Source organism: Lutibacter sp., assembly GCF_030692605.1.
Lineage (GTDB): Bacteria > Bacteroidota > Bacteroidia > Flavobacteriales > Flavobacteriaceae > Lutibacter.
This window is the reverse complement of sequence record NZ_JAUYUD010000118.1, coordinates 1-24,148: the sequence shown is the minus strand read 5'-3', so window position 1 is coordinate 24,148 and position 24,148 is coordinate 1. Positions and strand designations below refer to the sequence as shown.

The 24,148-nt window shown below is 28.5% G+C and carries 21 protein-coding genes and 1 pseudogene; 11 read left to right on the top strand and 11 right to left on the bottom strand.

The genetic code is table 11. The features are described from left to right. Positions 1 to 6: 6 nt before the first annotated feature. Complete coding sequence (locus tag Q8S45_RS12815; RefSeq protein WP_305605572.1) at positions 7 to 945, bottom strand: transporter; 939 nt, start codon at positions 943 to 945, stop codon at positions 7 to 9. Positions 946 to 1,044: 99 nt separating this feature from the next. Here Q8S45_RS12815 and Q8S45_RS12810 point away from each other — a divergent pair, with 99 nt between their 5' ends. Both Q8S45_RS12810 and Q8S45_RS12805 read left to right on the top strand, forming a co-directional pair. Beyond that, positions 1,045 to 1,308, top strand: a complete 264-nt coding sequence (locus Q8S45_RS12810; protein WP_305605569.1) for a DUF4834 family protein — start codon at positions 1,045 to 1,047, stop codon at positions 1,306 to 1,308. Positions 1,309 to 1,333: 25 nt separating this feature from the next. After that, the gene (locus tag Q8S45_RS12805; RefSeq protein ID WP_305605566.1) at positions 1,334 to 3,757 is read left to right on the top strand and encodes a YfhO family protein; all 2,424 of its coding nucleotides are present in this window, start codon (positions 1,334 to 1,336) and stop codon (positions 3,755 to 3,757) included. Here Q8S45_RS12805 and Q8S45_RS12800 read toward each other — a convergent pair. Beyond that, positions 3,747 to 4,502, bottom strand: a complete 756-nt coding sequence (locus tag Q8S45_RS12800) for a LytTR family DNA-binding domain-containing protein (protein ID WP_305605563.1) — start codon at positions 4,500 to 4,502, stop codon at positions 3,747 to 3,749. The genes Q8S45_RS12805 and Q8S45_RS12800 overlap by 11 nt on opposite strands. Positions 4,503 to 4,511: 9 nt before the next feature. Then, complete coding sequence (locus Q8S45_RS12795; RefSeq protein WP_305605561.1) at positions 4,512 to 7,445, bottom strand: two-component regulator propeller domain-containing protein; 2,934 nt, start codon at positions 7,443 to 7,445, stop codon at positions 4,512 to 4,514. 305 nt (positions 7,446 to 7,750) lie between these two features. On the opposite strand from Q8S45_RS12795, the gene Q8S45_RS12790 reads away from it, so the two are divergent. The 7 genes from Q8S45_RS12790 (at position 7,751) to Q8S45_RS12760 (ending at position 14,718) form a co-directional block, all read left to right on the top strand. Then, on the top strand, positions 7,751 to 8,266 hold the full coding sequence (locus Q8S45_RS12790; RefSeq protein WP_305605559.1) for a methyltransferase: 516 nt from the start codon (positions 7,751 to 7,753) through the stop codon (positions 8,264 to 8,266). Positions 8,267 to 8,272: 6 nt separating this feature from the next. After that, the gene (locus Q8S45_RS12785) at positions 8,273 to 9,460 is read left to right on the top strand and encodes a glycosyltransferase family 4 protein (protein WP_305605556.1); all 1,188 of its coding nucleotides are present in this window, start codon (positions 8,273 to 8,275) and stop codon (positions 9,458 to 9,460) included. 84 nt (positions 9,461 to 9,544) lie between these two features. Next, entirely contained in the window at positions 9,545 to 10,822 is a 1,278-nt protein-coding gene (locus Q8S45_RS12780; protein WP_305605552.1) for a glycosyltransferase, read from the top strand. Next, positions 10,819 to 11,898 carry a non-hydrolyzing UDP-N-acetylglucosamine 2-epimerase gene (gene wecB, locus Q8S45_RS12775; protein WP_305605549.1) on the top strand — a complete coding sequence of 360 codons (1,080 nt, stop codon included), beginning with the start codon at positions 10,819 to 10,821 and terminating at the stop codon, positions 11,896 to 11,898. Before Q8S45_RS12780 ends, wecB begins: the two co-directional genes overlap by 4 nt. Further along, positions 11,898 to 13,367, top strand: coding sequence for a lipopolysaccharide biosynthesis protein (locus Q8S45_RS12770; RefSeq protein ID WP_305605547.1), 1,470 nt, complete (start codon positions 11,898 to 11,900; stop codon positions 13,365 to 13,367). Before wecB ends, Q8S45_RS12770 begins: the two co-directional genes overlap by 1 nt. Before the next feature lie 201 nt (positions 13,368 to 13,568). Beyond that, complete coding sequence (locus tag Q8S45_RS12765) at positions 13,569 to 14,183, top strand: LysE family translocator (protein ID WP_305605545.1); 615 nt, start codon at positions 13,569 to 13,571, stop codon at positions 14,181 to 14,183. Positions 14,184 to 14,220: 37 nt separating this feature from the next. Continuing rightward, positions 14,221 to 14,718 carry a DinB family protein gene (locus Q8S45_RS12760; protein ID WP_305605542.1) on the top strand — a complete coding sequence of 166 codons (498 nt, stop codon included), beginning with the start codon at positions 14,221 to 14,223 and terminating at the stop codon, positions 14,716 to 14,718. Positions 14,719 to 14,744: 26 nt separating this feature from the next. Here Q8S45_RS12760 and Q8S45_RS12755 read toward each other — a convergent pair whose 3' ends face one another. The 8 genes from Q8S45_RS12755 to Q8S45_RS12720 all read right to left on the bottom strand — a co-directional run bounded on the left by Q8S45_RS12755 (position 14,745) and on the right by Q8S45_RS12720 (position 22,488). Then, a complete protein-coding gene (locus tag Q8S45_RS12755; protein ID WP_305605539.1) occupies positions 14,745 to 15,803 on the bottom strand; it encodes a D-alanine--D-alanine ligase in 1,059 nt (352 codons plus the stop codon). Then, a complete protein-coding gene (locus tag Q8S45_RS12750; RefSeq protein ID WP_305605536.1) occupies positions 15,800 to 16,027 on the bottom strand; it encodes a DUF6095 family protein in 228 nt (75 codons plus the stop codon). Before Q8S45_RS12750 ends, Q8S45_RS12755 begins: the two co-directional genes overlap by 4 nt. Next, positions 16,014 to 16,835 (bottom strand): N-acetylmuramic acid 6-phosphate etherase, encoded by an 822-nt coding sequence (gene murQ, locus Q8S45_RS12745; protein WP_305605534.1) that lies wholly within the window; start codon positions 16,833 to 16,835, stop codon positions 16,014 to 16,016. Before murQ ends, Q8S45_RS12750 begins: the two co-directional genes overlap by 14 nt. A gap of 68 nt (positions 16,836 to 16,903) precedes the next feature. Next, positions 16,904 to 19,129 (bottom strand): NADP-dependent isocitrate dehydrogenase, encoded by a 2,226-nt coding sequence (locus Q8S45_RS12740; protein WP_305605531.1) that lies wholly within the window; start codon positions 19,127 to 19,129, stop codon positions 16,904 to 16,906. 774 nt (positions 19,130 to 19,903) lie between these two features. Further along, positions 19,904 to 20,257: a 50S ribosomal protein L19 gene (gene rplS, locus Q8S45_RS12735; protein ID WP_305605528.1), complete on the bottom strand. Its 354-nt coding sequence runs from the start codon at positions 20,255 to 20,257 to the stop codon at positions 19,904 to 19,906. Between the two features lie 88 nt (positions 20,258 to 20,345). After that, entirely contained in the window at positions 20,346 to 21,023 is a 678-nt protein-coding gene (trmD, locus tag Q8S45_RS12730) for a tRNA (guanosine(37)-N1)-methyltransferase TrmD (RefSeq protein ID WP_305605526.1), read from the bottom strand. Between the two features lie 116 nt (positions 21,024 to 21,139). Beyond that, complete coding sequence (gene prmC, locus Q8S45_RS12725; RefSeq protein WP_371133027.1) at positions 21,140 to 22,018, bottom strand: peptide chain release factor N(5)-glutamine methyltransferase; 879 nt, start codon at positions 22,016 to 22,018, stop codon at positions 21,140 to 21,142. Then, complete coding sequence (locus Q8S45_RS12720) at positions 21,997 to 22,488, bottom strand: GNAT family N-acetyltransferase (protein ID WP_305605523.1); 492 nt, start codon at positions 22,486 to 22,488, stop codon at positions 21,997 to 21,999. Before Q8S45_RS12720 ends, prmC begins: the two co-directional genes overlap by 22 nt. 22 nt (positions 22,489 to 22,510) lie before the next feature. Between Q8S45_RS12720 and ribD the strand changes: the two genes are divergently transcribed. Both ribD and Q8S45_RS12710 read left to right on the top strand, forming a co-directional pair. Next, on the top strand, positions 22,511 to 23,560 hold the full coding sequence (ribD, locus tag Q8S45_RS12715; RefSeq protein WP_305605520.1) for a bifunctional diaminohydroxyphosphoribosylaminopyrimidine deaminase/5-amino-6-(5-phosphoribosylamino)uracil reductase RibD: 1,050 nt from the start codon (positions 22,511 to 22,513) through the stop codon (positions 23,558 to 23,560). Positions 23,561 to 23,580: 20 nt separating this feature from the next. Next, positions 23,581 to 24,003, top strand: a pseudogene (locus Q8S45_RS12710) (YigZ family protein); the annotation flags it as partial. Between the last annotated feature and the right edge of the window lie 145 nt (positions 24,004 to 24,148).

The window sequence follows — 24,148 nt, the reverse complement described above, 5'->3', positions numbered from 1 at the left end:
TTTTTATTAATTTCTTTTTTTACCAAATATTCTTGAAAAGAAGCCACCTTTTCTTCGTTTTGGAATTGAATTTTGCTGAGGTGAATTTTTAAGAGTAAATGAATCTTGATGACGGTCTAAACGCCAAGAAAATCCAGTTGAAAGATACATATTACCATAATCTTCTAATAAATTACTTCTCACAGAAGCATCTAATTGTAAATTAGGAGAAACCAAATAAGCAACCCCTGTACCAAATTGATAATTAGGAGAAAATTCATCATAAAATTTACCCTGATTTTCTAAAAAAAACGACCAATCTTGTGTTACGGCATAGGTCATTGTAACAATGTATGAATAATGCTCCTGCAAAGAGGTTATTTTATCGGCATAAAGATTAGTTAGCACCACTAAGCGATCTGAAAAATCGTTTTGTAACAATACAGCTCCTTTATAACTTATGCCATCTTCTTTAAAATCTTTTCCTAAAAAATTGGTGTGTACTCCTACATAAGCTCCAACAGAAGGAATCAAGCGGTTTTTATCAAAAGCCATTCTTTTTTTCCAACTTCTAACTTCTTTAGTTTTATCGGTGTATTCTTTTTGATAAAATAAATATTTTGCTCCAATAGTTAATTGACTGACACCATAATGGTAAATTGGGTCTCCAAAAGGATTATTAATTTCATTAGATTGATAAGCTACTGATGCATTAAATTCGAGTTTTTCTTTAAATTTCCCATACCTAAAAAATAATTCACCACCCATTGAAGAAGGACTAACTAAAATATTATTTGAAGCATTAGATTGATAAAATAAACCAGATTCAAACTGCATTACATCGGTCCCAACACCGTAAGGACTTTCAGAAAAACCAGGTCTTTTGGAGTTTATAATTTCGGTATATTGTGCATGAACTATTTGTAAATTTAATATGATAACAAGTACGTAAAAAAAAATTTTCATAATAGTTTTGTATTGATGGTCAAATATAAGATTTTAAATAATTAAACGTTTTAGTTGTGCTCAAATTGTTATTTTTGTGCATTATTAAAGATTAGTAAAATGGGATTATTAAGAACAATTGCAATTATAATTATTGTTTACTACGTGTTTACGTTTTTAAGTAGGATATTTTTACCTATTTTTTTTAAAAAAGTAGTAGAGAACGTTGAAAAAAAGTATAAAGAGCAACAAAATCAACAGCATCAAACTACCAAAGGAAAGGTTGGAGAAACCGTTATAGATAAAAAGCCAAACCTTAAAGAAAGCAGTAATGAAGTGGGGGAGTATGTTGATTATGAAGAAATTAAAGATGATAAAAATTAAATTCTCTCACCAAAATAAAAAATAAATGAATAAAATTATTCTTACAATAAAGCCATTTTTAATTGCTTTTGTAATTTTTGTGGGCGTTTCCATGGCATACTTTGCTCCATTATTAGAAGGAAAAAAGATATTACAAAGCGATATTACCCAATTTATTGGTATGGCTAAAGAAGTTCAAGACTTTAGAGCTGAAAACGACAGTGAACCTTATTGGACAAATTCGGCTTTTGGCGGGATGCCTACATATAATTTAAGTGCCTTATACCCAAATAATTATATTAAAAAATTAGATAATATATTGCGGTTTTTACCAAGACCAGCTGATTATCTTTTTCTTTACTTTTTAAGTTTTTTTGTTTTGTTATTAGTTCTAAATGTTGATTATAAGTTGGCTATTTTAGGAGCACTATCATTTGGTTTATCTACTTATTTAGTTATAATTTTAGGAGTTGGGCATAATGCAAAAGCACATGCTATTGCATATATGCCATTAGTTTTGGCAGGAATTTTATTGGTTTTACAACATAAATATTTGTGGGGTTTTGTGCTAACAGCGATTGCAATGGGATTGGAAATTAATACGGGTCATCCTCAAATGACGTATTATTTAGGTTTTACTGTGTTAGTATTAGGAATTGTATTTTTGATTGAAGCTATTAAAGAAAAAGAATTGCTAAATTTTTTTAAAAGAATTGGCGTTTTGATTGTAGCAATGGTGTTGGCCGTTGGAATAAATGCAACAAGTCTTTTAGCAACAAATGAGTATGTTTCTAGCAGTACAAGAGGGGAAAGTGAGTTAACAATTAATCCAGATGGTACTCAAAAAGGAATTTCAAAAGGGTTAGATAAAGAATATATTACTGAATATAGTTATGGTATTTCCGAAACATTCAACTTATTTATTCCACGTTTTATGGGTGGTGGAAATTATGAAAATATAGGTACAGATTCTAATATTTATAACTTTTTAAAAGACAAAACTGAAATTTATCAAGCTAAACAATTTGCTGAGTTTGCCCCAATGTATTGGGGAATGCAGCCAATTGTTGAAGCCCCAGCTTATGTGGGAGCAATTCTGTTATTTTTATTTTTATTGGGAATTTTTTTGGTTTCAGGAAAATTAAAGAATTGGTTGGTTGCAACTGTTATTATTTCAATTTTGTTGAGTTGGGGTAAAAACTTAAATTTTTTAACCGACTTTTTTATCAATTATGTTCCGCTATATAATAAATTTAGAGCTGTATCATCTATTCAAGTTTTAGCAGAATTAGCCATTCCGTTACTTGGGATATTAGCAATCAAAGAATTTTTTAATGAAAAAATATCGCAGGAATTTAAATTAAAATCATTAAAATATACAATTTATGTTGTTGGTGGACTAGCATTGATGTTTACTGTTGTTGGAACTGGATTATTTACTTTTGAAGGATTAAGGGACCAGCAATATGATGATTTATTACCAGGATTACTAGATGCAATTATTGCTGATAGGAAAGCGTTATTTTTTGCTGATAGCCTTAGAACTTTTGTACTTGTAGGATTAACTTCAGCCATTTTATGGTTAAGTTTAAAAAATACTATTTCGAAAAATATTACAATTTATAGTATCGCAGTTCTAATTTTATTCGATTTAGTAGTTGTAAATAAGCGTTATGTTAATAGCAACGATTTTGTGATGGCTTCTAAAGTTGATAAACCTTATATAGCCTCTGAAGTTGATAAAGAAATTTTACAAGATAAAAGTATTTATAGGGTAGCAAATTTCAACAAAGATATTATGACCGATGGCGGAACTTCTTATTTTCATAAATCAATTGGAGGTTACCATGCAGCTAAATTAAAAATTTATCAAGAACTTTTTGATTATCAAATAGCTAAAAACAATATTGAAATGCTTCATATGCTAAATGTAAAGTATTTGATTTTTGCTGATGAAAATCAGAGAGAAATGGCACAAATAAATCCAGATGCAAATGGGAATGCGTGGTTTATATCCAATTTAAAAATTGTGAAAGATGCAAATGAAGAAATTTTCGCTTTGGATAGTTTAAATACAAAGATTGAAGCAGTAATTGCATCAAACAATATACCTAAAAATGTTTCTAGAACTTACGAAATGGATTCTACACGTAGTATTTCATTGGATATCTACAAGCCTAATAGTTTAACATATAGTTATAATTCGAGTAAAGATCAGTTTGTTATTTTTTCTGAGATTTATTATAAAAATGGGTGGAATGCATATATAGACGGTGTTTTAACACCTTATTATAAGGTAAATTATGTGCTCAGGGGTATGCCAATTGGTTCAGGTAAACACACTGTTGAATTCAAATTTGAACCTGAAATTATTAAAACGGGAAGAACAATTACATTGGTTTCCTATTTATTTTTAATATTAATTCCAGTAGGTTGGTTTTTTACTAAAAGGAAGAATCCTAATTTATAGAGTAATTCAGTTGTTTTAGAGTTTTTAAGAAAAGGGCTTTATTTCTTGAAGAAACTATTAATTTTTTATCATTAGAAAGTTTTATTTCTCCAGAAGTATTGAATTGTTTTATATGTTTTAAATTTAATAGTGTAGAACGATGTATTCTAAAAAAAGTAGTATTGTTTAAAATAGTTTCAACTTTTTTTAAATTGTTTGATGTGGTATAGGTTTTATTATTAATAGTAAAAAAATGGGTGTAACTACCATCAGCTTCACAATATATAATTTCGTCTAAGTCTAATATAATAAAGTCTCCATTAGCAATTGGAAGTGATATTTTTTTGCTTTTATTTTCTATTTGATTCTTGAAAGCAAAGTATTTTTCAACATCAAAAGCTGATTTTTTGGATAAAAATCTATCAATTACTGTCGTTAATTGATCTTGTTGAATGGGTTTATTTAGGTAATAAAAAGCAAAATAATCCATTGCTTTTTCTTTATAATCCCTTAGCCCCGTTGTAAAAATAACTTCAAAAGTAGCGGTGTTCGAAAAAAAATCCAATAATTCAAAACCGGTGCCATCTTCTAACTGAATGTCTAAAAACACTAATTCTGGATGCATGTCATTTATTAATTTTATACCAGATTTCACCCCAGTTGCATGACCTAGAATTATAATGCTAGATCCATATTCAAAATCTAAAATTTGTTTAAGATGATTATATGAAGAACTTTCATCTTCAATAATTATGGCATTTATCATAAAGATATTTTAATAACTAGTTAAAGGAATTTTTAGGATTACTTTTAATCCTACTAAGTTATTAAATTCATTGGTTACATTTGAGATAATAACTAATTTTTCTTCACTTTTAGACTCATTAATTAATTGTAGGCGTTCATTAATATTAGAAAATGATATTCCTGAACTTGTTGAGGATGTTGAATTTTCAAAAGTTCGAATTCCAAAACCATTATCTATAATTTCACAAACAAGGAATTGTTCATTTTCAATATTAAAATTCATTACAATTCGATTTGTTTCATTTTCATTTTTAAAGCCATGTTTAAAGGAGTTTTCAATAATAGGTTGTAAAATCATTGGAGGTACCATTATTCCGTCTAGTTCTTCTTGAGAAATGGATGTGGTGTTAATGGAATAGAAGCTATTTTTATTAAATCTTAATTTTTGCAAATTAAGGTACAACTTAGCAATTTCAATTTCATCTGTTAAGCTGATAAGATTTGATTTTGTAGATTCAAGAATTAAATTAACTAGTCCGGCAAAATTATCTAAACTTCCTTTTACTTCCTCAAGGTTTCCGTCAACTATAAGACCATTAATATTTACCAATGTGTTGTTAATAAAATGAGGATTCATTTGCGCATTAAGAGCTTGATATCGTAGTGTTAAAATTTTTTCTTTTAATTGTTGTTCATTTTTCCATTTTAAGTTTCTTCTATGAAATATGTATGCTATGAGCCCAATTAATGAAATTAGGGCAATACTTATAAACCACCAGGTTTTGTAGATAGGAGGATTAATTGAAAAGCCAAATAAAATTGGAGCAGAACTTTCTAAGTTGTTTTTTGAGATTGATTTTAGTTCAAAAGTATAATTATTTGGTGGCAATTCTGAATATCTTACAATATTACTTTTGGTAGTTATCCATTCCGATTCCAGTCCAACTAATCGATATTTAAACGTGATATTTCCCAAACTTTTAAATGAAATCCCAGAGAAATTAAATTGAATATTGTTGAAATTATGACCAAAAGTTTGATTATTTGTTTTGTCAATTGGAGTATTGTTTAAAAGAATTTCATTAATATGAGTTCTAGGCTCTATAATTGAAGTCGCTTCTTTAGAAAGATCAATAATATTCAGTCCATTTGAAGTAGCAACGTACACTTTATTATTTTTAACAAAACAATCTCTAACATCATTACTATATAATCCATCTGAAGTGGTATAACTTTTTATACAAGTAATTTCATTGTTTTTATTAAGTTCAATGCAAATCAATCCAAAATTTGTTGACAACCAAATATTATTTATTGAATCAATAAAAATGGACCTTATATTATTACTTAATAATCCATCTGTTATATCTATTTTTTTGAATATTCTATTTTTTAAAATTCCTAACCCATGTGAATTTGAACCAATTAATAGCCCATTAGCTCCATTTTCTATGGCATAAATGGTAGTATTATTAAATTCTTCACTAAGATCATATTTTTTGGTTGTGCCGGCATTATTTAGATAAAGACCAGTAGTAGTTCCAATCCAAAGGCTGTCTTTTCCAACAAGACAAATTGCAGAACTTCTTTTATCCCATAATTTCTCAATTGATTTTGTAGTTCTATTAATTTTAACAACTCCGTTTGCATTGGCTGTATAAATTTGGTTACCTGAAATTTCTAGGTCCTTAAAGTTTTTTATATCGGCAGCATGAAAATCAGAATCGAACATGTTTTTAATATTTCTGAGAAGCATATTTTCATCCATTTGAAAAATACCAAAATCATCCAAAATTAGAAGTAATTCATTATAAGATTTTAAGTGCCTTACCCTTTTAAGATTCATGTCAAGTTTATGTGATGCTATTATTTTTAAGGTTTCAGCATTTAAAATAATAATCTCACTTTGGTCGTTACCAACAACAATTTTATCTTGAAAAATGGTTATGGGATATAAGTTATTTCTGATTGAATTTTCAAATTGAATTCCATTAATATGAATGTTTGGGAAAAGAAATACGCCATTTGATTGACTACCTATCCAAACGTTATTTTCTAAATCGACGTAGGCAGTATTAGTTTTAATGTTTTTTAAAATAATTTTAGGATTGTTATAATTATTGGATTTATTAAAAATTAGGCCACCATTATTTATATTAGTAATCCAATAATTTTCTCCAACTAAGTATGCTTTAGCTAAAAAGTAATTAGTTTCATTAATTAAATAGTTATAAATATTTTTTATTATTATGTTTTCTTCTCTCATTAATAATCCTAGTTTATTATTGATAGTTTCTAGGGTAGTATTGGGAAATTTTTTAGAATCAAATTTTTTCCAGGATATTAAGTCAGAATCTTTAGAGATTGGTTTAGTATTAATAATTGTTTTATTATTTACTCTAATATGAGTTAAAACATGTATTTGTTTGTTTAAATCTTCAACAATAATTGCTGAAAATTTTAAGTTAGAATTACTTTTTAGTGCATAAGTTTTAATGCTCAAATTAGGTTGAAGAACTTTAATACTTCCAAAATTTTGATAAAACCAAATTTGACCTTTTGAGTCTTCAAAAAGGTTAGTAATAAATGTAGAGGAGTTTAATTTTTTTAAAAATGGAAGGTTTTCTTTATTGTAAAATGTACCATTTTTAATAAAACCAATATCACCATTAAAACCAGACATCCAAATTCTATTTGAAGAATCTTTAAAAAAGGACAAAATTTCATTTCCTGGTAACCCATCAGTTACTGAATAATTTTTAAAATTTAAACCATCAAATTTACTTATTCCATAATCTGTTGCAAACCAAATAAAACCGTTCTCATCTTGAACAGTATCATAAATGGTATTACTTGGTAAACCATTATTTGTAGTAAATTGTGTTAATCCAGGAATCTGAGCAATTAATTTTGGTTGATATAAACAAAATAAAACAAAAAAAAGCGAAACAACTTTTCTCATTACTGAAATTAAGTGAATATCAAATGTAACGTTTATGAATCGTTTTTTAGCATTTGTAAGGGAAATAATAACGCTTACAAATCAGGCAATCTAATAACATAAGTTGTTTGTATATTCGTACTAGTATAATTCCTAGAGGAAAGTGTATTGATAAAGATAATGTTGCTATGAAAAAGAAAAAGAAGGTGCTTAAAGCACCTTTTTTTATGCGAACCATTTCCAAAATAAGAGCAAATAATTTTATTGGTTTTTATATAATTAAATCAATACCTTGTAAAGGAAATTAATATATATATAATTACCTGATGGATAGAGAAATACATTCAAAAAGATATCAAAACACTCTTAATTTTTTAAAAAGTGTATTGCCTGCACCAGCAACAATTTTAGATTTAGGTGTAAGAAATCGGTTTAGTGAAATAATGGAGGAAAACGGATATATTGTTTTTAATACGGATGGTGAAGATTTAGATGACTTTCCAGAAATTGTAAAGAAACATAACATTGATGCAGTTACAGCATTTGAAATTTTAGAACATTTATTATCACCCTATAACGTTTTAAAGGCAATTGAATCTAAAAAATTAATTACAACCATTCCTTTAAATTTATGGTTTGCAAAAGCTTATAGAAATAAAAATGACGAAAGAGATATGCATTATCATGAATTTGAAGATTGGCAATTTGATTGGCTGTTACAAAAAGCAGGTTGGAACATTAAAAAAACGAAGAAATGGACTAGCCCTGTTTATAAATTAGGATTTAGACCTATTTTGCGCTTTTTTATACCAAGATATTACGCTGTTTATTCTGAAAAATAGTTATTTATGCGCATTGGAATGATTTTAGATAAAACGTTTCCTCCCGATCCGCGGGTTGAAAACGAAGCAATTTCATTAATAAATAATGGTTATGAGGTTTTTTTATTTTGTTTAAAATACGATAAGAAATTGGGTAATCAAACAATTAATAAAATTGAAGTAAAACGTTATTTATCTAATAAATTAGAATATAAATTATCTGCTTTAGCATACACAGTTCCGTTCTATACCTATTTAATGAAACGAAAAATAGGTCATTTTTTGAAAGAAAATAGAATTGAAGCCATTCATATTCACGATATTAGAATAGCAGATGCCGCGATAAAGGCTAATCGAAAATTGAAATTACCTGTAGTGTTAGATTTGCACGATAATATGCCCGAAATAATGAAGTTATATCCACATCTTCAAAAATTTCCAGGGAAGCAATTAATCTCTCCGCTGAGGTGGAAAGTAAAAGAAGAACAATTTATAAATAGTGTGACAAAGATATGTACGGTTTCTCAGGAATTTATTGAAGAAGTAATTGCTAGAACGAAAATTTCAAGAGATAAAATTACCCTAGTTCCAAATTCTGTTCAAAAATCGTTTTATGAAAATGCCTTAATAAACGAAGACATAATAGCTAAATATGCCTCTAATTTTATGATTCTATACGTTGGAGATACAGGAATTAGAAGAGGTTTGTTAACTGCAATAAGAGCAGTTCAACTATTGAATGAAAAGATTCCAAACATAAAGTTGGTAATCGTTGGTAAAAATACTACCGATTCTATTTTAGAAAATGAAGTAAACAAGCTGCAATTAACTAATTATGTAGATTTTGAAGGTTGGCAAAACGTTGAATTGTTTCCTTCTTATATAAAGGCAAGTAGCGTTTGTATTTCTCCATTAAATAGAAATATTCAGCACGATGTTGCGTATGCCAATAAGGTGTTTCAATATATGGCTTTTGCAAAACCAGTTTTGGTTAGCAATGCTATTGCTCAAAAAAATCTGATAGAGAAAACAAAGGCGGGGTTGGTGCATTTAGAACAAAATCCAGATGATTTTGCCAACAAAATTATAGAACTTTACAATAATCCAAAATTACAAAATAAATTAGGTAAAAACGGAAAAGCATTTATTGAAAATGAGTTTCATTGGGAAAAAACGTCTGAAAAATTAATCGATTTATATGCTAATTTGAATTAGTGAATGAACGATTTCAAATATTTTCTAAATATTGAATTTAAGAATTATAAAATAAACGAATTAACATTTTAAATTAGTAAACAATTGAAAAAAGCCCTTATAATAACATATTATTGGCCACCTTCTGGTGGATCTGGGGTACAACGATGGCTTAAATTTGTTAAGTATTTTAGAGATTTTAATGTAGAACCTGTAGTTTATACAGTTGATAATGCGAAATATCCAATTGTAGATCATTCACTTTTGAAGGAAATTCCTGAAGGAATTGAAGTTTTAAGACAACCAATTTGGGAACCAAACTCAATATTTTCATTATTCGGTAAAAAAAATATTGAAAGTGCAGGATTTTTAAATCCAAATCCTTCTTTTTTTGGAAAAATAATACAATATATTAGAGCCAATTATTTTATACCAGATGCACGAAAATTTTGGATAAAACCGTCGGTTTCCTATTTAGAAAAATATATTTCAAAAAATAAAATAGATGTTATAGTTACCACAGGACCACCTCATAGCGTTCATTTAATAGGACTCCAATTAAAGAATAGATTAAATTGTAAATGGATTGCCGATTTCAGAGATCCTTGGACCGAGATAGACTATTTTCATCAATTGCCATTAACAAAAAGTGCTATTAAAAAGCATCATAGTTTAGAACAAGAAGTGTTGAAAAGAGCCGATGCGGTTTTAGTAGTTGGAAATACCATTAAGGAAAATTTTAGTAAATATAATAATAGTGTTTATACAATTACTAACGGCTTTGATGATGAAATTATGGATACAGTAATTGAATTGGATTCAAAATTTTCGTTAACCCATATTGGTTTAATGAATTCCGATAGAAATCCAAAAATGTTTTGGGAGGTTCTAAATGAAATTTCAAATGAAAATGTGCAATTTAGCCAAGATATGGTTGTGAAGTTGATTGGAAAAGTTTCTAGTGAAGTGCTAAATTGTATTATTAAAAATAATCTTTCGAAAAAAGTTGAAATTATTAATTATCTTCTTCATAAAGAAGTTTTTAAATATCAAATGCAATCACAAATATTATTACTTTTTTTAAACAATGTTCCAAGTGCAAAAGGAATTATTACTGGAAAAATATTTGAATATTTAAGTTCAAAGCGTCCCATTTTAGCTATTGGTCCAAGCAATGGAGATTTGGCTAATATTTTGAAATTAACCAATTCGGGAACAATTATAGATTTTAATGAAAAGCAATTATTAAAAAGTTATATTTTAGAATTATATCACTTATTTCTAGCACATAAATTAGAACTTAATTCGGTAAATATTGAGCAATATCACAGAAAGGAATTAACAAAAAAGGTAAGTGAAATTATTAATGAAGTTTGTAAATGAAAAAAATTGTAACCATTTTAGGCGCGCGTCCTCAGTTTGTAAAAGCAGCTGTTTTAAGTAGAATTATTTCGAAATATAAACAAATTGAGGAAGTTATTGTGCATACGGGGCAGCATTATGATTCCAATATGAGTGCCATATTTTTTAATGAAATGGAAATTCCAACTCCAAAATATAACTTAGCCATTAATGGGATGAGTCATGGCGCAATGACCGGGCAAATGTTGCTAAAAATTGAAGAGGTTTTAATAGATGAAAAACCAGATCTTGTGGTAGTATATGGAGATACTAATTCTACGTTAGCTGGTGCACTTGCTGCAAAAAAAATGAATATTAAAGTAGTTCATATTGAAGCGGGTTTACGTTCTTTTAATATGAAAATGCCAGAAGAAATTAACCGGATTGTAACCGATCGAATTTCTGATTTATTGCTATGCCCAACGGTTACGGCTATTGAAAATTTGGACAATGAAGGTTTTGGAAATTTACCAAATAAAGTTGTAAAATGTGGTGATATTATGAAAGATGCCGTAAGTTATTACAGCCAATTTTCTGCAAATAAGTCATCTATTATTAATGATTTAAATTTTCGAAATAATAATTTTGTGTTAGCCACTATTCACCGACAAGAAAATACGGATGTATTGTCTAATTTAAAATCTATTTTTGAAGGATTAGAAAAAATCAATAATTCTATGCCTGTTGTAGTTCCGCTTCATCCAAGAACCAAAGGAATTTTAGCTAAAAATAAGCTAAAATATAATTTAAAATTTATAGATCCAGTAGGCTATTTTGATATGTTAGAATTGCTCAAAAATTGTAATTTAGTTGTAACGGATAGTGGTGGGTTACAAAAGGAAGCGTTTTTTAATAAAAAGCACTGTATTATTGCAAGAGAAGAAACAGAATGGGTTGAGCTGGTATCGAATGGCTTTGCAAAAATTGTGGGCTCAAATACAACTAATATGTTTAATTCATTCGTAGAATTTCAAGAATCAAAGGTTGATTTTAGTTTGAATTTATATGGTGAAAATAGTGGCGAGCAAATGTATAACGAAATTTATAAAATTATATAATGGGTATCGTTTTAAAGCAATCTTTTACTAATACTGTCATCCTATTTTTAGGTTTTTTTATTGGTGGTATTAATGTGTTGTTTTTATTTACCCATTTTTTGCACGAAGATTATTTTGGACTAATTACTTTTTTGCTCTCTGCAGGTAATATTTTGCTTCCGTTGGTTGTATTTGGTATGCAATATACCATTATTAAATACTATTTTTTTTATAGGAATAAGGAGGAAAAGGATACTTTCTTAACAGCAACTTTATTCTTTCCATTAGTTATTATTATTCCGTTAGCTTTTTTAGGAACCTACTTTTACGAAGGTATTTCTAATTGGCTTGCTGTTGAAAATATTCTTATAAAAAAGTACACTTATTTGATATTTATAGTGGCTGTTTTTATGGGGTATTTTGAGGTTTTTCATTCGTGGACAAAAATTCAAATGAATACCGTTTTTGGTAATTTTATTAAAGAGCTTTTTGCCAGAATTTGTACAACAGTATTATTAGTTTCAGTTTATTTTCAATGGATCTCGAATGAAGAATTTATTTATCTAGAAGTTATAATTTATGGTATACGCACTTTAATTATGATGGTTTATGCATTTTATTTATATAAACCTGTTTTTATATTTAAGTTACCAGCTAATTACAAAGAGTTATTTTCCTTTTCATTTTATATTATAATTGCTGGATCTGCCTCTGGTATTCTTTTGGAAATTGATAAATTTATGATACCTCAAATGGAGCAAATTGCTCAAGTAGCATATTATTCGGTAGGTATTTACATAGCAAGTGTTATTGCTATTCCTACCAGAGCCATGCAACAAATAACAGGTCCTATTACCGCAAAAGATATGATGGATGATAATTATGAGGAAGTTGATAATTTATATCGACAATCTTCTATTAATTTATTAGCGGTTGGAGGCCTACTTTTTCTTCTTATAAATTTAAATATTACCGAGATTTATGAAATAATAAACAAACCTCAATTCACCCAAGGAATAGGTGTGGTTTTAATTATTTCTGTTTCTAAATTAACCGAATTAGCACTTGGAACTGCAAATGCCATTTTGGTAAATTCAAGATATTATAAGATATTTTTTTACATTTCAATTGCAATGGCAATTACCGTAATTATATTAAACAAATGGTTAATAGATTTAATAGGTATTAATGGAGCAGCATGGGCAACGCTTATTGTTGCAATAATATATTCTATAGTTAAAATTGGTTATATATATTCCAAATTTAAAATTCAACCTTTTACGAAACAAACATCAGTTGTTTTGCTTGTGATTTTTATGTTTTACATCGCATTTTTATTTTGGAATTTTAATGTAAATCCACTCGTTGGAATTGTAATTAAAGGAATTATTATAACAATTGGGTATGTGGTTGTTATTAAAAAACTAAATATCTCAAATGAGATTAACGGATTAAATTTTAATCAGTTAATTTCAATATTTAAAAAATAAAAAAACCGTTTGATGTAACTGTTCAAACGGTTTTTAATTATGAAAAATCAAGACTATACTTAATTTTTAGCAGTACTAATATATCAGTCATTGATAAGTCAAAAGTAGGATTTTATTTTTAGCATAATGTAATTTTTGTTACAACTTCAAATAAAGAAATCAGCAATAAAATGAATAATTTTGTAAAAATTTAGTGTTAATATGATTTATATAACGACGTTACTTTACGGATTAATATTTTCTTATATAGGGCTGCTTTCACCGGGTATGTTAAATATGACAGCTTTAAAAACAAAATTATTAATAGGAACTAAAGAAAGTATTCAATTTGCAATTGGAGCGGCAATGATTGTATTTTTTCAAGCAGGTTTAGCGTTGTTATTCGCAGATATTTTAATTCAAAATCCTTGGATAATTGAAAAATTAAAGGTTGGTGCAATTTTTGTTTTTTTTGGATTATCAATATCTTTTTACATGTTGACAAGAAGGAAAAAATCAAAAGAAATAGCGCCAAAAAGAGGAGCGTTTTTATTACAAGGAATGGGAATGTCAATTATTAATATGCTCGCAATTCCATTTTATTTAGGGGTAGGAATATTTTTAATAGATTCTGGGATATTAGTATTAGAAAAACCATTTATATTTTTGTTTATTGTTGGAGCAACCTTGGGGTCCTTTTTACTCTTTTTCACTTATATTTTATTGGCAAATCAAATTATTAAACGTTTTTATTTTATTGCAAAAAACATTAATTACATTTTATCCTTGTTGTTTTTATGCTTAGGAATAATTACAATCATAAAAGTAATAACTTAATTTTGCATTATATTTGTTATTAAGATTTCAAAAATTTATGATTATACCTGCCATTGAAGCTAATTTAAAGCGAGGAATTGTGCTTTTAGAAGCAATTTCTGATGAACAATACAGCAATAAATCTATCGGTCCGTATTATTCGAGTATTGGAGCTCATGTTCGACATATTTTAGACGTTTTTGATTGTATTTTTGATGGTTTGCAAGAAAATAAAATTGATTTAATTGGAAGAAAACGCAACCAACTAATTGAAAATAAAACCAAACTTGGAATCCAGTATTTTAATGAGATAATCAAAAAATTGAATAATTTTAATATTGAAAACCTAAATAAAACTGTAAAAGTGACTGATGATTTAGGTTTGGGTGTAGTTACTGCTAATTATACAATTGCAGCTATTTTAATTCAGGCTCACAGTCATGCCATTCATCATTTTTCCAGTGTCGGATATGTAATAGATCAATTAAAAATTGAATTACCAGATCAAGATTTTGGATTTAACCCAACTACGCCACGAGCGTTTTCTTCAGTTTAAAAAAAGCCACTTTTTGATGTCCTATTTTAAGTAGTTAAAATACTTTTTTGAACCATTTTTATATGCTTTCTAATTTTAATAAGGCTTTTGATAAAAACAAAAGGCTTGTCATAGGCATGTTTAAAATGTTTATTATTTATTGTTGAAATTCTATAAACAATTTTCCAATGTTTTTTAATTTCTTTAATAGCCATCCAATAGGATCCTTTTTCGGAATCATAAATATGTGTTGGCTCAGAAATAATTCCATTTATTTCTAGAATTTTAAAATCTTTTCCTTTTTCAATTAATTCAAAAGAATTGTATTTTATATCTAGACGGCCGTAATATACTTTTGGTATTTGATGAAAAATGCTGTCAATTATTTCTTCAAGTTTTGGACATATTAGCTCATTTCCATTTATAAATTGAGTTCCTTTCGAATGATTACCAATTTCACTTAATACTCTTGATTCATTTTTTGGTAAAATAAAATGTAAGTCGTTAAAAAGTAGCTCTTTTAAAATGAATTCATATTTTTTTGCTCTTTTATCTTTTGAAATTAATTCCAATAAAGTAGAATCACCATCACCTGTAACAGTTAAATATTTTTTAAGGGTAATGGAGGTAATTTTTCCGTTAGGTTCATTGGGTAACCTATGGTAAAATATCCCACATTCTTTCGAGAAGGGAATAAATTCTTGAATAATAAGGTCTATTTCTTTATTTTTAGTCAGGTAGTTTATTAAATCTTCTTCAGAATTTATTTTTTTTACAAGCAATCCTCTAAAGCCAATATCAGGTTTACAAATTAAAGGGTAATTAATAGAACTGCTATTCAATTTATCTAAGATCTCTTTATTAAGTTCTCCTTTAGCAAAAAATAAAGTTAAAGGTCTATATTTTTGAGGAATTAATTGAATGGTTTTATATTTAGATTCACTTCCGTTTCCAGAATGGATAATACCAGGATTTGTTGCAGAAAAAAAGACAAGATTTCTTGCTTTAATAGCTAAATAAATAGCATAAGGTATAACAGGCAAATAAAACATATAAGACGGCCAGTATTCCCATTGAAAATATTTTTTAAGAAGGGTATCATTCATTTTTTTTTAGAAAAAAAAGCATTGAGAATTATTCGAATACTGGTGTAACCCAAATACATTGAGATAATAGCTAAAATGCATCCAATAGTAATCCACAAATAATGTTGTTGCGCTTTTATTGCTTTTAAACCAATGGTTATCAAAACCGGAGAAATAAGTAATAATGGCAATGTAATAAGTGCATATTTTAAGCCTCTGTACAATTCATTTCTATCTGTGCTCATTGGTGTAATTTTGAATAGCTGTACGTACGTTTTTATATTTTGATAATAATTGAGTAGCAATTTCTTCAGCAATATTCAGCTCTTCCATAAGCATTTTGGTTCCTCGGTCAACTAATTTATTGTTGCTTAATTGCATGTCAACCATTTTGTTATCTTTTATTCGTCCAAGTTGAATCATAGTGCAAGTAGAAATCATATTTAGAATCATTTTTTGGGCTGTTCCAGCCTTCATTCTAGAGCTTCCTGTAACAAATTCTGGCCCAACCACAACTTCAATTGGATGTTTTGCTATTTTGCCTAAGGGACTTCCTTCATTACAAGTTATACAACCCGTTAAAATAGTATGTTCGTTACATTTTTGAAGTCCACTTATTACATATGGCGTTGTTCCTGAGGCAGCAATTCCAATTACAGTATCAATTTCTGTAATTTGATATTTTTGAAGATCTTCCCAGGCCTGAGTGTTTGAATCTTCGGCAAATTCTACAGCCTTTCTTATGGCAACATCTCCACCAGCAATAATTCCTATAACTAAATTATGTGAAACTCCAAAAGTTGGTGGACATTCTGAAGCATCTAAAATACCCAATCTGCCACTTGTTCCAGCTCCAATATAAAACAAGCGACCACCAATTTTCATTCTTTTAACTATTTCATTAATTAACTGGTTTAGTGATGGTATGCTTTTTTCTACTGCATGGGCAATTGTTTGATCTTCTTTATTAATGTTTGTTAATAGTTGAAGAATACTCATTTTTTCTAAATGAGAATAATTTGAAGATTGCTCTGTTATTTTATTGAAACTCATAGTTCAAAAATATAAAAAAAAGCTTCAATTTATATTGAAGCTTTAAAAATTATAAAAAAATGCTGTTATTATATATTATCAATAATGGAATTAAAAGTTTTGCTTGGTCTCATTGCCTTAGTAGTTAATTCATTATTCAAATAATAATAACCTCCAATATTAACAGTTTTACCTTGCGCTATTTTTAATTCACCAATAATAACTTGTTCACTACTAGATAGTTCTTTATAAATTTTAGTAAAAATTGATTTTAGCTCTTGATCTGAATTTTGGATTGCTAATGCCTCTGCCCAATAAGTAGCTAAATAGAAGTGACTACCTCGATTGTCTAATTCACCCACTTTTCTAGATGGATTTTTTTTCATTTCCAATAATTTACCTGTAGCTATGTCTAATGTTTCAGCTAAAACTAAAGCTTTTTTGTTGTTAGTAGTTTCTCCTAAATGCTCTAAAGAAACAGCTAAAGCCAAAAATTCACCTAACGAATCCCAACGTAAATGTCCTTCTTCAACAAATTGTTCAACATGTTTTGGAGCAGAACCTCCAGCACCTGTTTCGAATAATCCACCACCATTCATTAATGGAACTATCGATAGCATTTTTGCACTTGTTCCCAATTCTAAAATTGGAAATAAATCTGTTAAATAATCACGTAATACATTCCCAGTAACTGAAATGGTATCTTCACCTTTTTTAACTCTTTTTAACGTGTAAATGGTAGCATCTTTTGGTGCTAATATTTCAATAGTTAACCCTGTTGTGTCTAGATCATTTAAATAAGTGTTCACTTTTTTAATTAATTGGGCGTCGTGAGCTCTAGTTTTGTCTAACCAGAAAATCGCAGGAGTATCTGTAGCTTTTGCTCTATTTACTGCTAATTTCACCCAATCTTGTACTGGAGCGTCTTTAACCTGACACATTCTCCAGATATCGCCTTTTTCTACGTTATGCGACATTAAAAGGCTACCATCATTATCAACAACTGATACTAAACCATCGCTTGGTATTTCAAAAGTTTTATCATGGGAACCATATTCTTCTGCTTTCTGAGCCATTAGACCAACATTTGGCACCGTTCCCATAGTGGTAGGGTCAAAAGCACCATTCTCTTTGCAAAAATCAATGGTAGCTTCGTAAACACCCGCATAACTACTGTCAGGTATAACAGCCTTTGTATCTTGTAGTTTTCCTTCTGAATTCCACATTTGTCCAGAAGTTCTAATCATTGCTGGCATCGATGCATCAATAATCACATCGCTTGGAACGTGTAGGTTTGTAATCCCTTTTTCAGAGTTTACCATGGCTAGTGCTGGTCCGTTTTGGATGCAATTAATAATTTCTAGTTCAATTGATTTTCTTTCATCTTCAGGCAATTGTTTAATTTTAGATGTCAAATCTCCAAATCCATTTCTAACATCAACACCTATTTTCTCTAAAACAGCTTGATACTTATCGAAAACTGGTTTAAAAAAAGAAGTCACAGCATGTCCAAAAATTATTGGATCAGAAACCTTCATCATAGTTGCTTTTAGATGTAAAGAAAACAATACATTCTGTTTTTTCGCATCATTTATTTGGGCATTTAAAAAAGCAATTAATGCCTTTTTGCTCATTGCGGTTGCATCAATTATTTCACCTGAAATTAGTTCAATTTTATCTTTTAAAACAATTTTGTTTCCAGTAGTGTCTTCAAAAATAATTTGAGCTAAGGTGTTTGAAGGTATGGTAATTGATTTTTCATTTGAGAAAAAATCACCACCTTCCATAGTAGCCACATGGGTTTTGGAATTAGCACTCCAAACTCCCATACTATGTGGGTTATTTTTGGCGTAATTTTTAACAGCTTTGGGTGCTCGTCTATCAGAATTGCCTTCTCTTAAAACTGGGTTAACGGCAGAGCCTTTTATTTTATTATATTTGGTTTGAATATTTTTATCTTCGTCGGTACTTATTTCTTCAGGATAATTAGGAATTGCAAAACCTGCATTTTGTAATTCTGAAATTGCTTCTTTTAATTGTGGAACAGAAGCTGAGATATTTGGTAATTTTATGATGTTAGCTTCAGGTTTTTTTGCTAAATCACCTAATTCTGACAAAGAATCTGATACTTTTTGAGAAGGATTTAAATAGTCAGAAAATTCTGCTAAAATTCTGCTTGCAAGAGAAATGTCTTTTGTCTCAATTTTTATATTTGAAGATTTTGTATACGCTTCAACAATTGGTAAAAATGAAAAAGTAGCTAAAGCTGGAGCTTCATCTGTTATTGTGTAAATAATTTTGGGTGTAGAGTTCATATTTTTTTATATGTTTTTATAACTAGTAAAATTTAGAATTATTGAAAATTTTAGATCACTATTTAGGGTTGAAATTAATGTTGTGCAAAGGTACTATAATTTTGTAAAATACGTATTCCGAAATCGTTATAAATAAGGTGGTATAATTTAAAATTAAATAAAAAAAGGGATATAAAAATGAAGAAATAATAATTAAGAAAACTAACTTATTTAAAAAACAAAAGCCACACTATTGATTACTCAATACTATGGCATTTTGCTGAAACATTTTTTTAATAAACCTTCAATTAAATTTTTATTTTTAAGTATGCCTTTTACAAGCCCCTATCTAAATTTTATTTTAATTGATGCAGGTTGATTCTCTTACAAAAATCAACATTTATTAATTGATGTTTCTTTAAAATAAAATCTAAATTTTTTTTGCAATTTTTTCAAATTACATACATTTAAAATTTTATTTTAAAATGTCTTTAAAACTATGTTTCCTTAACGTATGCTAAATACCGGGCTACACTACTTTCACAGTCAAGTTTTAAAAACGATGTTCAAGAACATATTATAAATTAATCTCGGACGGGTTGAAGTATAAAATCAGATTTTAAACTTAACATTACCCTCTTAGTTAAATTCACATTGTAAATTAAATACGAAAATATTAGAATTACAAATTTTAAACTATTTTAATATCAACACAATATCAACCGAGGTTATTAACAATTGTTCATAAAAAAACCGATTGTTTTCAATCGGTTTTTTAACTATTTTGAAAAACGTTTATTTACGTCTTTTCTCTTGAATTCTAGCTTTTTTACCAGTTAAACCTCTAAAGTAGAAAATACGTGCTCTACGAACTCTACCATGTTTGTTAACTTCAATTTTTTGAATTGCTGGTAAGTTTAATGGAAAAATACGTTCCACACCAACAGTACCTGACATTTTTCTAATGGTAAATGTTTCTGAAGCACCAGATCCTCTTCTTTGAATTACAGTACCTTTAAAAAATTGTGTACGTTTTTTATCACCTTCTTTAATTTCATAGTAAACAGTAATGGTATCTCCTGCTTGAAATTCAGGTAATTCATTTTTATTTACAAATTCGTCTTGAATAAATTTTACTAAACTTTCCATTCTATATTTTTTAATGGGTTTTTCAATAACCAACATTCACGATTCTCGCCAGAGGTTAATTTTGAGTGTGCAAATTTAATAAAAAAGATTAATCTTCCAACAAATCTGGACGTATTTTTTTTGTGCGTTCCATCGCCTGGTCATTTCTCCATTCATCAATTTTTGGAAAATTTCCCGATAATAGAATTTTTGGTACTTCCAGCCCTTTATATTCAGCAGGTCTAGTGTAAACAGGAGGAGATAATAAATTGTCTTGAAACGAGTCTGATAAAGCAGATGATTCATCACCTAAAACACCAGGAATCAATCTAATAATAGCGTCACAAAGTACAGCGGCACCTAATTCACCTCCACTTAATACATAATCTCCTATAGATATTTCTTTGGTAATGAAAAGTTCTCGAACTCGATGGTCAACTCCTTTATAATGCCCACATAAAATTAGTAAGTTTTTTTTTAATGAAAGGAAGTTGGCAGTTTTTTGATTTAATGTTAGAGCATCAGGCGTCAAATAAATAATTTCGTCATAGGTGCGTTCACTCTTCAATTTGGTAATGCATTTATCAATTGGTTCTATCAATAAAACCATTCCTGCTCCTCCACCAAACTGATAATCGTCTATTTTGCCATAATCGTTAATAGCGTATTCTCGTAAATCATGAAAGTGTACTTCAACCAAATTCTTATCAATAGAGCGTTTTATAATTGAATATTCAAACGGACTTTTAATTAATTCTGGTGATACAGTTATGATATCTATTCTCATTTTGCAAAGATAGGTTGTAAAGTTGAAATGATTAAAGTTTTAAAGTTGAAAATAGATTTGTAAAAATTCAATAGAAATTATCGCTGTAATTTTTAGTGAAATAGTTAATTAAAAACCTATAATTTAAGGGACTTTATCATTCGATCCACATTGTAAATATCTTTTTTTAATTCAATATTTTTAAAACCTTTCTTTTCTAATAATTCACAAGTTTCTTTTCCTAAATATTGATTTATTTCAAAATATAAATGACCATTTTTATTTAAATAGTTTTGGGCTAGATCTGCAATTTTGTCGAAAAATATAAGTGGATTTTCATTTTTTACAAATAATGCCAAATGTGGTTCAAAATTCAATACATTTTGTTGCATTTCTTTTTTTTCTACTTCACGAACATACGGAGGATTGCTTACTATAATGTCAAAATAGTCAGGTAAGCTTTTTGATTTTAAAATATCTAATTCGATAAAATTAATTGAAACCCCGTTACGTTTTGCATTTGATTTTGCTGTTTCCAATGCTTTTTTAGAAATATCTATGGCAAATACTTCTGCATTTGGCAAATTTAAAGCTAAGGAAATGGCAATACAACCACTACCAGTTCCTATATCAAGAATTTTAAGTTTTGGGTTTTGGGTTTTGAGTTTTAAGTTATCCAGAATCCAACGGATCAATTCTTCAGTTTCGGGTCTCGGTATTAAAACATTTTTATTCACATTAAATTTTAGTCCATAAAATTCAGTTTCACCAATAATATATTGAATTGGAATGTGTTCTTTTAAATTATTTAATGCGTTATTAAAAAAAGATAACTCAGTTTTATTGAATTCTAAATTTGGTTGAAGTGCCAAGTCAATTCGTGATATTTTTAACGTATATTCAATTAATAAATTAAAAAAAGATTGAATTTCAGTTTCAGGATATAACATAGAAAGTTCTAAAAAAAAGTGCTTTTTAAATTCTGAAATACGCATTACAAATCCTTTAACATCCATAAATTACAAGAATAATGTCCTGTATCACCCATGGGACCATCCAAATCTTTAAAACCAACTTTGTTATATAATTTTCGTGCATCAACCATATATGGTAACGTTTCCAAATAACATTGTTCAAAGCCAAAATCTTTGGCCTTTTGCAAGCAGATATTCATCATTTTACTTCCCAATCCAATTCCTCTTACTTCTGGTAAAAAATACATTTTTTGTAATTCACACACTTTTCCGTTGAAATTATCTAATTGTTTTATTCCAGCACCGCCGTAAATTTTTTGATCTTTTTCTATGACAAAATAAACTGCATTTTCAATATCATAAGCTTCAAATAAGGTATCTAAAATTACATCTGCATAAGCAGTTCCAACTTTAGGAACTCCAAATTCAAGTAAAATGGTTCGTATTGTTTTTGCAATTTTCGGATTATCTTCAAGTTTTATTTCTCTAATTATAAAATTATTGGTACTCATTTTTTAATACTATTTTTGTGGTGTGAATATACACGAAAAATATATAAATCGATGCATACACATTGCTAAAAATGGAATTGGAAATACCTATCCGAATCCATTGGTTGGGAGTGTTATTGTTTTAAATAATAAAATTATTGGCGAAGGTTGGCATCAAAAATCTGGTGGTCACCATGCCGAAGTTGAAGCTATAAATGACGTAAGTGATAAAAATTTACTTAGAAAAGCAACAATTTATGTTAATTTGGAACCGTGTTCACATTTTGGTAAAACACCCCCTTGTGCAAATTTAATTATTGAAAAAGGGATTAAAAAAGTAGTAATAGGTTCTTTAGATCCAAATCCGAAAGTAGGAGGAAAGGGCGTTAAATATTTACAAGATAATGGTTGTGAAGTAGTTGTAGGGGTTCTTGAAAAAGAATGCTTAGAATTAAATAAAAGATTCTTTACTGTTCATATTAAAAATAGACCATTCGTGATTCTTAAATGGGGTGAGACTAAAAATGGATTTATTGATGAAATTAGAAATGAAAAATCATTGAAAGAACCAAATTGGATTTCAAATGTTTATTCGCAACAGCGAGTTCATAAAATGAGAGCTGAAGAGCAAGCAATATTAATAGGAACCAATACCGCTTTAAATGATAATCCTTCTTTAACAGTTCGAAGTTGGTTTGGTAAAAATCCAATAAGAATTGTGTTAGACAGACAGTTGAAAATTCCTTCACATTACGAGTTGTATAGTGGTTTAGTTAAAACTATTTTTTTAACTGAAAAAACACCATCATTTAAATTAAATGAAAATGTGTTTTTTGAGGAATTAGATTTTAAATCGAATGTTCCTCAGCAAATTTGTGCCATTTTATTAAAACACGAAATTCATTCTGTAATAATTGAGGGAGGAGCCAAAACTTTGCAAACTTTTATAAATGAAAACTGTTGGGATGAGGCCTATAAATTTGTTGGCAATATGGTATTTGAAGGTGGAGTAAAGGGACCTGTTCTAAATATAATGCCAACTAAAATTGAACAAATTTCAGATGATATTTTGAATTGCTATGTTAACTATTAATCCACTTAATTTTCATATTTATTTTTAACCAAGATACATACAAAACCATTGTAAAAATTCCTGAACCTATCCAATTTAAAGAAAAAGGAAGTAAATTTTTAGGATATGTTTACCCTATAAATGACGAAAGTGATGTAAAAGAACGGATAGATAATCTAAAAAGAGAACATAATAATGCACGGCATTGGTGCTATGCATGGCAATTGGGCGTGGATGAGTTAAGATATAGAACTAATGATGATGGAGAACCTAATAATTCTGCAGGGATTCCAATTTACGGTCAAATTTTATCAAAAGAAATCACAAATGTTTTGGTGGTAGTTGTTCATTATTTTGGAGGTACAAAATTGGGAGTTGGAGGGTTAATTAGTGCTTATAAAACTGCGGCAAAATTAATTTTGGAGGAAGCTGAAATTGTTGAAAAAACAATTGATTGTAGTTTTAATTGGTAATGTACTGAAAAATAGTTGGTGGATTTTATAAAAATAATTTGTATTATATGCTCATTAATCTGAAGAGGAAATATGCTCTGGTGGAGACCAACATATTAGCAATAAGATTAATGCAATAAGGTAAAAAAGGCAGTTC

Bases quoted from the DNA above. Each gene is read 5' to 3' on its own strand.
- Q8S45_RS12815 (WP_305605572.1), bottom strand. From the start codon at position 945: ATGAAAATTTTTTTTTACGTACTTGTTATCATATTAAATTTACAAATA.
- Q8S45_RS12810 (WP_305605569.1), top strand. From the start codon at position 1,045: ATGGGATTATTAAGAACAATTGCAATTATAATTATTGTTTACTACGTG.
- Q8S45_RS12805 (WP_305605566.1), top strand. From the start codon at position 1,334: ATGAATAAAATTATTCTTACAATAAAGCCATTTTTAATTGCTTTTGTA.
- Q8S45_RS12800 (WP_305605563.1), bottom strand. From the start codon at position 4,502: ATGATAAATGCCATAATTATTGAAGATGAAAGTTCTTCATATAATCAT.
- Q8S45_RS12795 (WP_305605561.1), bottom strand. From the start codon at position 7,445: ATGAGAAAAGTTGTTTCGCTTTTTTTTGTTTTATTTTGTTTATATCAA.
- Q8S45_RS12790 (WP_305605559.1), top strand. From the start codon at position 7,751: ATGGATAGAGAAATACATTCAAAAAGATATCAAAACACTCTTAATTTT.
- Q8S45_RS12785 (WP_305605556.1), top strand. From the start codon at position 8,273: ATGCGCATTGGAATGATTTTAGATAAAACGTTTCCTCCCGATCCGCGG.
- wecB (WP_305605549.1), top strand. From the start codon at position 10,819: ATGAAAAAAATTGTAACCATTTTAGGCGCGCGTCCTCAGTTTGTAAAA.
- Q8S45_RS12770 (WP_305605547.1), top strand. From the start codon at position 11,898: ATGGGTATCGTTTTAAAGCAATCTTTTACTAATACTGTCATCCTATTT.
- Q8S45_RS12765 (WP_305605545.1), top strand. From the start codon at position 13,569: ATGATTTATATAACGACGTTACTTTACGGATTAATATTTTCTTATATA.
- Q8S45_RS12760 (WP_305605542.1), top strand. From the start codon at position 14,221: ATGATTATACCTGCCATTGAAGCTAATTTAAAGCGAGGAATTGTGCTT.
- Q8S45_RS12755 (WP_305605539.1), bottom strand. From the start codon at position 15,803: ATGAATGATACCCTTCTTAAAAAATATTTTCAATGGGAATACTGGCCG.
- Q8S45_RS12750 (WP_305605536.1), bottom strand. From the start codon at position 16,027: ATGAGCACAGATAGAAATGAATTGTACAGAGGCTTAAAATATGCACTT.
- murQ (WP_305605534.1), bottom strand. From the start codon at position 16,835: ATGAGTTTCAATAAAATAACAGAGCAATCTTCAAATTATTCTCATTTA.
- Q8S45_RS12740 (WP_305605531.1), bottom strand. From the start codon at position 19,129: ATGAACTCTACACCCAAAATTATTTACACAATAACAGATGAAGCTCCA.
- rplS (WP_305605528.1), bottom strand. From the start codon at position 20,257: ATGGAAAGTTTAGTAAAATTTATTCAAGACGAATTTGTAAATAAAAAT.
- trmD (WP_305605526.1), bottom strand. From the start codon at position 21,023: ATGAGAATAGATATCATAACTGTATCACCAGAATTAATTAAAAGTCCG.
- prmC (WP_371133027.1), bottom strand. From the start codon at position 22,018: ATGGATGTTAAAGGATTTGTAATGCGTATTTCAGAATTTAAAAAGCAC.
- Q8S45_RS12720 (WP_305605523.1), bottom strand. From the start codon at position 22,488: ATGAGTACCAATAATTTTATAATTAGAGAAATAAAACTTGAAGATAAT.